This window comes from Gillisia sp. JM1, from assembly GCF_000424645.1.
Lineage (GTDB): Bacteria > Bacteroidota > Bacteroidia > Flavobacteriales > Flavobacteriaceae > Gillisia.
The window spans coordinates 295,109-307,008 of the sequence record NZ_AUKH01000007.1; the positions used below are offsets into that span (position 1 = coordinate 295,109).

Here is an 11,900-nt window from a genome sequence, read left to right on the forward strand (position 1 = left end):
ATGGAAACAGAAATAAACACTCAGGAATTAGGCGAAAAAATAGTAAGAGTTCTAAAATCTATTTACGATCCAGAGATACCTGTAGATATTTACGAACTTGGGCTTATCTACGACGTAATGGTAAATACAGATTACGATGTAAAGATCTTAATGACCCTAACTACGCCTAATTGCCCGGTAGCTGAAAGCTTACCGAAAGAAGTAGAAGATAAAGTGAAGACCTTAGATGCTGTAAAGGACTGTGAGGTAGAAATCACTTTCGATCCACCTTGGACTCAGGACCTAATGAGTGAAGAAGCAAAACTGGAACTTGGAATGCTTTAATAATTTCCAGCTTTAATTGAAATTTTTAAAATAACCTATGTCTACAGAAATAATTAATAGAGTTGCCAATAGTAAACTAGTCACTTTTGATCTGGAAGATTTCTATCCTAAAGGGGAGCGGGTGCTCTTCGATATTAAAGACTGGCTTCTTGAAGGATTAGTGTTGCGTGAAACTGTTTTTAGAGAAAAGGCATTGGCACATGATTGGAGCAAATACCAAGACACCTATGTCGCTTTGCTATGTTCTACAGATGCGATAATACCAGCTTGGGCATATATGCTACTAGCTACACATTTACAGCCTTTTGCTAAAAAAGTGGTTACAGGTGATCTTGAATTACTAGAAACCGTAATCTATACCGAAATCATTAAAGATCTGGATGTTTCTCCTTTAGAAGGAAAACCGATTATAGTAAAAGGTTGTTCCCACAAACCAGTACCAAAAAATGCATATTTATTATTAATAGAAAAATTACAACCTGTTGCTAAAAGCATATTGTACGGGGAGGCATGTTCTTCTGTTCCTTTATTTAAACAAAAAAAAGCTTAGATAAAATGAACAAATTATTACTTGCTTTAGCGGTATTTGTTACTGCTTCGTCTGTAAATGCACAAGACAAAAAAACACAAGATGTACCACCTAATGGATGGTCTACAAATGGAAATGTGCAATTGTTATTAAATCAGTCTGCTTTCAATAAAGAATGGACAGGCGGAGGAACCTCTAGCATCGCAGGAAACCTTACCCTAAATTACGATTTCAACTATAGAATGAAAGATTTTACTTGGGATAACCGAATTCTTGCAAATTATGGTTTAACCAAATTGAAGGATGATGAGTTTGTACGAAAGACTAGTGACAGAATAGAATTTAATTCTATTGCGGGGAAACAGATCCAAGAAACAAAATGGTATTATTCTTATTTCTTGAATTTTAGATCGCAAATTGCTAAGGGCTATGAATTTAGTGAAGACACAGAAACAGAAGAAACCATTAGAACAGAAACCACCCATTTCCTATCTCCGGGATACCTCCAAACAGGCCCAGGACTCTTATGGAAATATAATGAGAATTTAAGTGTAAATATAGCACCAGCTACTGCCAGACTAATTTTTGTAGATGACGAATTTACAAGTGTTCCTGGATATGTAGATGGAGATTACTTTGGAGTTGACCAAGGAAAGGCTACCAGATTTGAATTTGGTGCTTCTATTGGTGTTTATGCTGAAATGTTCTTGTTAGAAAATGTAACTGCAGAGCATACCTTAAATCTATATTCTAATTATTTAGACAAACCGGGGAATATAGATATAGATTATTTATTGAATGTGAATTTGAGCATTAACAAAAACCTATCTGCTAACGTAATATTCCAAGCAATTTATGATGATAATACCGTGGGTGCATTTCAAATTAGAGAAGTGTTCGGACTTGGGATTAATCACAAATTCTAATAAGCCGCATTCAAATTAAATTTTTCACATTGAGCCTGTCGAGATGTGAAGTTATATTATAAAGATCCGGAGCATTAAATGTTCCGGATCTTTTAGTTTAATATGGTTTTAGAATCCAATTAAATTATATAATCAATGTCTTCACGACACTAGAAGGGATCTCTAGTTAATTGATTCTGCTTTATTGAGATTCTTCAATCCACTACATTACCTTCAGAATGAACTCTGTTTAAAGGCGCTAGACTTGTCACATTTCCCGAGGGATCGGGATGTCGAAATGTGGTTTTCATTAAAAAAGCGTTTCTCGACTTCGACCAAAACATTAAACAAATGTCATCCCGAATGCAATGAGGGATCTCACAAAATTAAACTCTGATTGCTTTAGATCCTAAAGCAGGCTCAGGATGAAATCGATTTCAAAATAAATTTTCATATAGTTAAATTTTTGTTGAATAATCTACTCTAAGATTCCGGTTACAATCTATTGTGTAACTTTGTAATTATGATAGAAAAGAATGATTTAACATACGAGAAAACTGTGCTTATTGGAGTTGTTACCCAGCAGCAGAGTGAAGAAAAACTAAATGAATATTTAGATGAACTTGAATTTCTAACATATACTGCTGGTGGCGAGGTTTTAAAGCGTTTTACCCAGAAAATGGAAAAGCCGAATCCAAAGACATTTATTGGAACTGGAAAGATTGAAGATGTTAGAGTTTTTATTGAAGCTAACAATGTGGGAACTGCCATTTTTGATGATGAACTATCACCTGCACAACAAAAAAACATAGAAAAGATCCTTGATTGTAAGATTCTGGATAGAACGAATCTAATATTAGACATCTTTGCACAAAGAGCTCAAACCAGTAATTCACGAACTCAGGTAGAATTAGCGCAATATCAATATCTATTACCAAGACTTGCCGGAATGTGGACTCACTTGGAACGTCAGCGTGGGGGTATTGGAATGCGCGGTCCTGGGGAAAGAGAGATCGAGACAGATAGACGGATTGTAAGAGATAAAATCACCTTGCTTAAAAAGAAATTGGAAACGATAGATAAGCAAATGGGCGTGCAGCGTGGAAACCGTGGAGCAATGGTTCGCGTGGCGCTTGTAGGTTATACGAATGTGGGGAAATCTACCTTGATGAATGTGATAAGCAAGAGCGAGGTCTTTGCTGAAAACAAATTATTTGCAACCTTAGACACCACTGTAAGAAAAGTAGTAATCAGAAATTTGCCTTTTCTTCTAACCGATACGGTAGGTTTTATTAGAAAATTGCCTACACAGTTAGTAGAATCCTTCAAATCTACTCTGGATGAAGTTCGGGAAGCCGATCTTTTATTGCACGTTGTGGATATTTCACATCCAAATTTTGAAGATCATATTCAATCTGTGAACCAAACCTTGGCGGATATAAAGATTACCAACAAGCCGACTATTATGGTTTTCAATAAGATCGATGCTTTTGTGGAAGAAAAAATAGAAGAAGATGATCTTATTACAGAACATACTCAAGACCACTATTCTTTAGAAGATTGGAAACGCACCTGGATGAATAGGATGGGTGATAACGTATTGTTCATTTCAGCACTGAACAAAGACAATATGGAAGAATTCAGGAAGAAAGTTTACGATACTGTAAGAGAGATCCATATTACCAGATTTCCATATAACAACTTGCTTTATCCAGAATACGAATCCATTACTGAGGACCAAGAAGAGGAATAACTTTTCCCGGAAATTATATTTATAAACCTGCTATCTATAGTGTAGCAGGTTTTTTTTAGTTTCTTACGCCACTCACCGAGCTGGTGCGAAGCTGAAATTTGGCTTGGAGTTAAGGTGAGAAAATGGCATTTTAAAGGAAAAAGTTCTAAAACGGATCCTGTTTACTAGGCTTGGTCTCCATTTGATGTTATCATATACAAATCGCTGCTAACGCTGTAAAATCGCCTCCACCGGTATAAGAAATGGTTCCTCTGGCACCGTTGTGAGGCTAAATATAATTCTATCTTCCAAGGGCAGGTACTGGATTTGGATATCACGCATTTCCCTTTCTTTTCCTGTTCCGCTAAGAATACTTCCCTTAAAAATATTTTCGGTAATTTTCACTAAAATAACCGTATATTCTTCCTCCGGTGTAGAACATTCTGTAATTTTTATTTTGAAATTCTGAATACAATGTACACCTGTTACTCTGTCTTTTGAAATATGGTTTAAAGTAAGAGAATAAACCACCTGTCCATTATCTGAATTCCACCGCCATTTTCCGGAAAGATCCTGAGCCTGAGTGGAAGTAATATATACAAATAACAGTATCGCTATCAATAGTAATTTTTTTTCCATATAGTATAAAATAAAAAATAAAAAAAGAGGGGATGCATACCTATCTTAAATATAGTCAAAAACAATTAAAACAAATCTTAATTTCCTGTTACTCTTATGTTATCAATATCGTAAGTAGTCGTTTTATCTGGTGCTGCACCAAGATATTTGAAAGCCACATGTATAGTTCCTTCAAAACAAGAAATATCGATCTTCGAGTTTTTAAAGTTTGTTCCAAATTGGCTGGTGGGTCCAATAGGAATAGTGGCATCTAATAATTGCCACTCTGTGGTAAGTGGATTTCCTGTAAAACTGTTTGTTATTAATACGGAAAGAAAGATTCCATTATCATAGGAAGCTTTGATATCAAAACTTAAAACTTCATTAGTTGAATTGTTTAGATAAATTCCCGGGGTTATTAACCATGCTTCCAATGGGTTTTCAATAGTTTTAAAAGCAGATATTCTAATATATCTATCGCTATTTAAGATTCCATCTTCAAATCGTTCGTTTCCTCCATTTACATTAATATTTGTCCACCCTCTGCCGTCAAGCATGTTTTCATTGCTTATGCCAACAAAATTCTCTTCAAACAAAACTTTTGGGCCTAAAGCCTCATTGTTTCCACATTGTAAATAATTTGGATCACATCTGGAGTCTTCTTCAAACTGTAAATTTTCTGGAGAATTCAGAATCACTACAAAATGATCATCATAAAAGTTACGAGTTAAAACTCCTTCAATAGTTCCAGAAAACTGTGGCAACAACAACGACTTAAAATCTGAAAAGGTGCTAGTGCTTAAGAAACTTGTGCTTCCTGTCTCACAGCTCTCTATTTGGCGTTCTCCATCAAATCTATCAGTGACCTCAGCCGCAAATGTAAAGCGTTGGCCTTCCCTAATTAAGTTTTTGTTGAATTGAATATTTTCTAAACGAATATAAAGGTTCCTATAAGCTTCAGAAAAATCTAAAATATCAAGACTTACAGGTTCAATTTCTGAAGTGATGGAAGATCTAATAATATGTTCGTCTATCAATGATTGTGGAATCGCCACTACATCTCCTCTATTTTGAATCCCTAGTTGAAAAACCCCATTATTGAACCACAAACTGAGGCCTTCTAATTTTATATAGACTTTCCTACCAAATTCATAAGATTCAAATAAAGAAGTCTCATCTAATAAAATTTGAATTCCAGAAGTAGGATTTGAAGCCTTGTCCTGGAGTACTAGTTTTTTATAAAAATTCCCGGCTTCATCACTGGAAATTACAAAACCTTCGATAATAGTTTCTGTACTCTGAAATGTATAAATTTCAGCAGTTGTAGGATTATAATTTCCTTTGATCGCAGAAATACTTGTTAGATTTCCATTAAATGTGTCCACCACTTCGTTTGTAATTGGAACATCAAAATCATCGGTTTTCACACAAGATTCTAACAATAAAACTATAGTTAATAGTCCAACCCAATTAAAAATTTTAATTCTCTTCATCTTCTTTCAGTTTAAATTTTTAAAATCTTATATATACATTTCCGTAATAGGAAGTTCCTGTTCCATACCAATACTTAGATCCAAAAACAGGTTGTTCCCGATCCCTATCTTCTTTTAAGGTTCTAAAATTTGCGTTTCGAGATTGCTCGAAACCTCCAGTTTTATATACCTCATCCAAAATATTATTAATGCTCACAAAAAATCCGATGTAGTAATCTTTTACTCTCCAAGATTTCCCACCTACAGCATTCAACAAAAAGTAATTATCAAATTGCTCCTGCTTTAAGAGGTCTCGTGCAATATTCTCATCATAATTTAAAAGGGGCAGGTTATCAGAATCTGTAGCAAAATTGCTTGTTCTAGCAAGCGGGCTAACATCTGCAAAAGCATGAGAAAAATAATTGAGCGTTGTGCCAAACCACCAATAATCGGGGTCTCGATATTCAAAACCAATTTGGGCAACTCGTTGCGGGCCGCCTGCAATTCTATAATTTTTTAATTTCGACTCTCCATAATCCTGAGCTTCTATAAAATCGTCGGAAGTAAGCTTTAGGTCTGGGTTATTATTATAAATAAATTGCCCTAGCGCAACTACCGTCTTTAATTTTAAAGTGGATGTAACTTGTGCCTCGGCTCCCATTTCGAGACCTAGATGCTGTTTATCTATCCCGGTTAATACCTCTTGCACAAAGGCTGTTGTGCTATTTCTTCCCAAGCCAGAAAGCCCATCGGCATAATAAAATGATATTTCCGTAGCATCATTTATCTGGGTGAAATATCCCGTAAGTCTAGCTTTCAAAAAGGAACTACGAAAAATATAACTTGCATCAGCCGAATAAATATGTTCGCTCTTTATTCCATCTACCACATTGTTGTTTTGTCTAGAATTAGAAAATGAGTTTTTAAGAGCAGGAGCTTTTGTTAAATAGGCAACATTAATTTCCAATAAATGCCTCCCTGTAATTTTCCATACAGTCCCAGCTTTCGCTCCGTAATCTGTAAATTCTAGAGCTTTACTTTTCCCTAAAGAGTTATCCGGAAAATTTCCGTTTTTATACAATCCTTCGCGCTGATAATTTGTTTGAGATAAATTGAGCGCTGCATAAGAATCCCACTTTTGAGTTCTAATTACTGCATTAATAAATGCTTCTGCAGAAGTTGCTTTCCACTTAAAATTATATTTAAATCTTTCTTCCAGAAGGGCAATTCTGTTTGGATTTAAAAGATCACTTTGTGCCCTATCGCCTTCAGAAAAGAAATCTACATCCAAATATCCTGTGCCGCCTAGAAGGTCTTTTACTTCAGCATAATTTTCACTGCTTAAATTGGAATATTTCAGTTTGGCAGTCAAAAGCAAAAAAGAATTAATACTTGCCGTTAAAATTGAATTTACACTTAACAGCTTATCTTCCACCTTATCTTCAGCAATCACATAAATTGCATTTCCGCCATTATTTAGAGAAGACCTGTTTGCTTCATATAAATCTAGCCAATCGATTTGTCCGTTATCTTGAAAATTTCTTTGAGCACGATATGCTGCTTCAAAATTCTGATTATTAGAAAATCTTAAAAAATAACTAGGCAATTTTTGATAATAGGAAGGATCTGGATTGCTCCCACCACCAACAAAACTTTGTTGTCCATCACTTTGACTTACTAGCCGAGTACCACCAAAATCCAAATGAGTATTTCCTGTTGAACCAAATTGATAAGCGATATTATTGTTTAATTTTATTTTTTCTGAAAGCTTCCAGAAATGATTCAGCATTAAAATAGGCTCTTTTACTTCTTTGATCCTGCTATTTCTGATTTCATCATCCTGAACACCCCAAAAGGAATTATACTTTCTGTCCTTTAGATCAAAAACCTCCTGTGTATTTGCCGAAGATTTCCCGCGAATATTCGGAGTATAAAATCCAGTAAAATTTATACTATGTACGTTATTCAACTTTTTCTCCACAGAAATAAAAAAGGAGTTAGCATCGTATAAAGTACCATCTATATAAGCCTCCTTTGCAAATCTTCTGGCTAGACCAAAAGCATACCACCAACCACCAGGTTTTTCTCCCGAGCTATATGTCGCCATTATCCTCCCTGTATAACTTCTGTTTGCAGCAGCATAAGAAACTTTCGCATTTCTACTATATTGTGATGCTCTCATTATTATATTGGTATTTCCGGCCAGTCCTCCAAATGTAGTTTCACCAGGCATCAAGCCATTTGCAAAAATCTGATTTCGTTGAAGGTCATTAAGTCCGCCCCAATTACTCCATTGTGGTTTTCCATCAAAGAATTTATTCATCTCTAACCCATTTATAGAAACCGTACCATATTCACTTCCTAATCCTCTAGGCTTGAAAAAAGTACTACTGAAATCAAAAGCAGCAGCATTTAGAAAAACATCTCGAGACGCATGAAGTAAGCCTGCAATATTATCTGTTCCTCCTTGATCTTCACTTAACTCAGACTCCGACAAACTAATGGTTGCCAGCTGAATTTGTTCTTTCATAAGATCTGGTTGCAATGGAATTTGACCTAAGTGTTTAAGCTGACCAATATTTATATTTACAGGAATTCTCAATACCGTATATCCGGGTTTTGAAACTTCCAGTATATAAGAAGCAGATTCTAAAGAACTGTCAGAGAAAGAAAAAAAACCATTTGCGTCTGAAATTTTTATATAGGCAGTTCCCTCCAATTTCAGGCGTACCCCTGCAATAGGATCATTAGACAAGGCGTCCACTACGGAACCTGTAAGGGAGGTGTTTTGAGCAGAAATCTTGAGGATGCCCAGAAGCATCATAAATAATAAAAGCTTTCTGCTTTTCATTATAAATCACTCAATTTCAGCAATTAAGGTAACCTTTTTATTAAATTAATTTGAAATTAAATGTACTTTCACTAATAATTTAACTTTTAATAGAACATGAGGAACATTTCTTCTATTATTATAAATTTGAGAAGACTTGTAATTACAATGATTACAGTTCTTATAGTTACATCTAGTTCCTTGGGTCAAGAGAGAAAGAATTATAATATTTACACCGTAGCTTTTTACAATGTTGAAAATCTTTTCGATACCGAAGATGATCCCTTAATTTTCGATGATGATAGAACTCCGCTAGGGAAAGATGTTTGGACTCCAGAAAAATATCAGGATAAAATAAAAAAAATTACCCGTGTGATCTCTGAAATTGGAGTGGAAACTTCTAAAACTGCGCCTGCGATTATAGGTTTATGTGAGGTCGAAAATTTGCAGGTGCTAGTAGATCTGGTTGGTCATCCAGTTTTAGAAAAATTTAATTATCAAATAGTACATTATGATTCTCCAGATATGCGTGGCATAGATGTCGCTCTTTTATATCAAAAATCTTTATTTACGCCCGATGATTCCCAGTCCAGAAGGTTAATGCTTTATGATCTGGATGACCCTACAAAGAGAATCTTTACCAGAGATCAGTTAGTGGTTTCTGGAAAGTTAAATGGAGAAGCAATAAATATAATTGTGAACCATTGGCCATCCCGAAGCGGTGGGGAAGCAAAATCCAATTATAAAAGGGAAAAAGCAGCCTATTTAAACAAGCAGATTATAGATTCTATTTATCAAAAAGATCCTTATTCTAAGATCATCACAATGGGTGATTTTAATGATGATCCTACTAATAAAAGCTTTAAAAAGGTTTTAAAAACAAGCAATAATCGTAAAACCATCGCGGCTCAAGAGATGTTCAATCCTATGGAAAATTTAGCCAAGCAAGGAAAAGGTTCTTTAGCCTATAGGGATAGTTGGAATTTATTCGACCAGATCTTGGTTTCTGAATCATTGTTAGGCAGCCGCAGCGGACTTCAATTTTACCAGGCCGGAATTTTTAACTCACAATATCTGATTACCCTAAACGGACAATTCCGTGGATATCCTTTTAGAAGCTATGATTATAGCGGTTACACCGGAGGGTTTTCAGATCACTTCCCAGTGTTTATATATTTAGTTAATTCAATTGATTAGTTAAGATTATTGGGTTATTCACAATTTTCGTTTGATAACTAAAACACACATTTTTAAGTTTTATGATTGATCTAATTCATTAATATTTATATTTGTTTTATAAGAGAATTAAAAAATCCGCTTGCATGAACAAACGGATCAGTTTAAAAAATTTACAATTCTCTTAAGATCATGTAAATTAAAAGCAAATAGATAGCTTCCATTTTATATAGATTTATGGAGTGCTAATATTAAAAATCGGGATTTCGTAGATCTCGATTTTTTTTTCAATGCTGATTACTCTTTACAGCATGGTATAAATTTAATCTATACTAATTGAATCAACCATAAATTCCATAAACGTTTTCAACAAAGTTTTTAACAGAAGCTCAAATTTAATGTCTTAAAATTGAGTTAAAATTATTGCTCAAATGACTGATAATCAATAGATTGAATCTTAAAGTTAAAAATGAATTTTATACGCCTAAATATAAGGCAATCCCCCTAGAATAGTCTGATACAAGCTTGTTTTGAAGCTATTAACAATTAGCTTATTGCTGACAAAATTTAACGTTCTCCTCTCCATTCTTATGATAATTTTCGATTTTTATTTCAAAATAGCTTCATCTGTCCATCTTTGTATTGTTCATGAAGTTCACAATTGAGCTTTGGCATTTCTCTTCCCGATAAATACTTCTTTCGGGCGATCTTAAATTGTTGAGAAACCTGTTCTGCTAAGTTTCCTGAGCCTTTCATCCGCCTTCCAAATTCACTATCGTTCAAATTTTCACCATGACATTCTGCAATTTGATGCATTACTTTATCTGCTCTATCTGGCATTGCTTTCTGGATCCAATCAGTAAATATCCCACCGATTGCTCCATTTAGCCTTACCATGGTATAGCCAACTCCTAAAGCGCCATTATCAGCAATGGATTTTACAAGCGGCAGGATCTCATGACTATTGATTCCCGGAATAATGGGTGCCATCATTACACTTACGGGGATATTATTTGAGGCTAATTGGTTTAGAGTTTCCAATCTTTTTTTGACAGTTGCTGTTCTTGGCTCCAGGAGCCTACGAGTTTCTTCATTTAAAGAGGTGATAGAAAGATATACTTGCACCAAATTATCTTTAGCCAATTCTTTTAAGATATCAAGATCACGAAGCACCAAGGAATTTTTAGTGATTATCCCAACCGGATGCTTAAACTTCAAGAATGTTTTAAGTAGTTGCCTTGTAATTTCTAATTTTTTCTCTGTTGGCTGATAGCAATCTGTATTTCCAGAAAGCACAATGGGAGCAGCCTTCCATCTTGGACTTTGTAGTTTCTTTTCAAGAAGTTCTACTGAATTCCGCTTAACTAAGATTTTCTGTTCAAAATCTAATCCTGCACTAAAACCCCAATATTCGTGAGAATTTCGTGCATAACAATAGATACAACCATGTTCACATCCTTGGTATGGATTTAAGGAATACCCCATTCCAACATCTGGACTTACCACTTTATTTACAATGGTTTTTGGGAATGTATCTATAAGAACCGTTTTAGAATTGGTAACCTCATCACCTTCCACCGCGCAATAATTCAAAAAATCTGAACGCAACTCATTACTGTGAGCATCAAATTTATTGGATACATTTAATTGAGTTCCCCTTCCTTTTATATATTCTCTCTCTACAGGCATTAAACAAAAAGATGGAATATTTCCATTAAAAAGGAAATATTCCATTTTTTTGTTTTTTAAAAGTAGTTTCTGTCTTCATTTAAAAACTTAGAGCTACTTGACGCATTTTCTAAGTTGCTCCGAATTAGAGACCCTGAAACCAGTTCAGGGTGACGATACCAATTTTAACTTCCGTCAATGTTGGACCCGTGACAAAAAAAATATCTAGCGTAGGTTTTTGACGTATGATTGTTTCTAGATAATTTATCTTCTTAAGAACTTCTTTTTTGCAAGTGTAGTGCTTCCACGGCGTAAAATTTTCGAAGCCCTGCCCGTCCGTTCAGGCGGGCTTGGAGAAAATTTAGTCGTGGAAGTACAGTTCTTATTATGCGGTAGCATAATAAGAAACACCTACAAAAAAGTGTCCTTTTTTTGGTTCGTTTTTTTGGACACGCAAAAAAATGAACAATCTTAAAAATTGAACAAATCTTTATCGACTAAAGGGAGCATTTTACAAATTCTTGAAATCACCTCAATGATAACAAAAAGCGTATTAAAAAACTTGCATAGAATTAGGCGTGTCAATTATCTATAAATCAGCAATTTATACAACACACCAATGGTAACTAGTTTCAGAATCTAAAGA

9 protein-coding genes are annotated in these 11,900 nt (G+C 34.8%); 5 read left to right on the plus strand and 4 right to left on the minus strand.

What is annotated here, in order from left to right:
- From H033_RS0101345 to hflX, 4 genes are all read left to right on the plus strand, one after another.
- Positions 1–324, plus strand: a complete 324-nt coding sequence (locus H033_RS0101345) for an SUF system Fe-S cluster assembly protein (protein ID WP_026836721.1) — start codon at positions 1–3, stop codon at positions 322–324.
- Positions 325–361: 37 nt separating this feature from the next.
- Complete coding sequence (locus tag H033_RS0101350) at positions 362–874, plus strand: DUF2480 family protein (protein ID WP_026836722.1); 513 nt, start codon at positions 362–364, stop codon at positions 872–874.
- 5 nt (positions 875–879) lie between these two features.
- Positions 880–1,779: a DUF3078 domain-containing protein gene (locus H033_RS0101355; protein ID WP_026836723.1), complete on the plus strand. Its 900-nt coding sequence runs from the start codon at positions 880–882 to the stop codon at positions 1,777–1,779.
- A gap of 502 nt (positions 1,780–2,281) precedes the next feature.
- Positions 2,282–3,511, plus strand: a complete 1,230-nt coding sequence (hflX, locus tag H033_RS0101360; protein WP_026836724.1) for a GTPase HflX — start codon at positions 2,282–2,284, stop codon at positions 3,509–3,511.
- A 207-nt stretch (positions 3,512–3,718) separates the two neighbouring features.
- Here hflX and H033_RS0101365 read toward each other — a convergent pair whose 3' ends face one another.
- The 3 genes from H033_RS0101365 to H033_RS0101375 form a co-directional block, all read right to left on the minus strand.
- Positions 3,719–4,129 (minus strand): hypothetical protein, encoded by a 411-nt coding sequence (locus H033_RS0101365; protein WP_026836725.1) that lies wholly within the window; start codon positions 4,127–4,129, stop codon positions 3,719–3,721.
- A 77-nt stretch (positions 4,130–4,206) separates the two neighbouring features.
- Positions 4,207–5,601, minus strand: coding sequence for a DUF5689 domain-containing protein (locus tag H033_RS0101370; RefSeq protein ID WP_026836726.1), 1,395 nt, complete (start codon positions 5,599–5,601; stop codon positions 4,207–4,209).
- Positions 5,602–5,620: 19 nt separating this feature from the next.
- Positions 5,621–8,431 carry a carboxypeptidase-like regulatory domain-containing protein gene (locus H033_RS0101375; protein ID WP_026836727.1) on the minus strand — a complete coding sequence of 937 codons (2,811 nt, stop codon included), beginning with the start codon at positions 8,429–8,431 and terminating at the stop codon, positions 5,621–5,623.
- Positions 8,432–8,527: 96 nt separating this feature from the next.
- Between H033_RS0101375 and H033_RS0101380 the strand changes: the two genes are divergently transcribed.
- Complete coding sequence (locus H033_RS0101380) at positions 8,528–9,607, plus strand: endonuclease (RefSeq protein ID WP_026836728.1); 1,080 nt, start codon at positions 8,528–8,530, stop codon at positions 9,605–9,607.
- Positions 9,608–10,198: 591 nt separating this feature from the next.
- On the opposite strand, the gene H033_RS0101385 is transcribed toward H033_RS0101380, so the two are convergent.
- Positions 10,199–11,275 (minus strand): PA0069 family radical SAM protein, encoded by a 1,077-nt coding sequence (locus H033_RS0101385; protein WP_026836729.1) that lies wholly within the window; start codon positions 11,273–11,275, stop codon positions 10,199–10,201.
- Positions 11,276–11,900 lie beyond the last annotated feature (625 nt).

Excerpts from the sequence above, each read along its gene's own strand:
- H033_RS0101345 (WP_026836721.1), top strand. The coding sequence starts at position 1 with ATGGAAACAGAAATAAACACTCAGGAATTAGGCGAAAAAATAGTAAGA.
- H033_RS0101350 (WP_026836722.1), top strand. The coding sequence starts at position 362 with ATGTCTACAGAAATAATTAATAGAGTTGCCAATAGTAAACTAGTCACT.
- H033_RS0101355 (WP_026836723.1), top strand. The coding sequence starts at position 880 with ATGAACAAATTATTACTTGCTTTAGCGGTATTTGTTACTGCTTCGTCT.
- hflX (WP_026836724.1), top strand. The coding sequence starts at position 2,282 with ATGATAGAAAAGAATGATTTAACATACGAGAAAACTGTGCTTATTGGA.
- H033_RS0101365 (WP_026836725.1), bottom strand. The coding sequence starts at position 4,129 with ATGGAAAAAAAATTACTATTGATAGCGATACTGTTATTTGTATATATT.
- H033_RS0101370 (WP_026836726.1), bottom strand. The coding sequence starts at position 5,601 with ATGAAGAGAATTAAAATTTTTAATTGGGTTGGACTATTAACTATAGTT.
- H033_RS0101375 (WP_026836727.1), bottom strand. The coding sequence starts at position 8,431 with ATGAAAAGCAGAAAGCTTTTATTATTTATGATGCTTCTGGGCATCCTC.
- H033_RS0101380 (WP_026836728.1), top strand. The coding sequence starts at position 8,528 with ATGAGGAACATTTCTTCTATTATTATAAATTTGAGAAGACTTGTAATT.
- H033_RS0101385 (WP_026836729.1), bottom strand. The coding sequence starts at position 11,275 with ATGCCTGTAGAGAGAGAATATATAAAAGGAAGGGGAACTCAATTAAAT.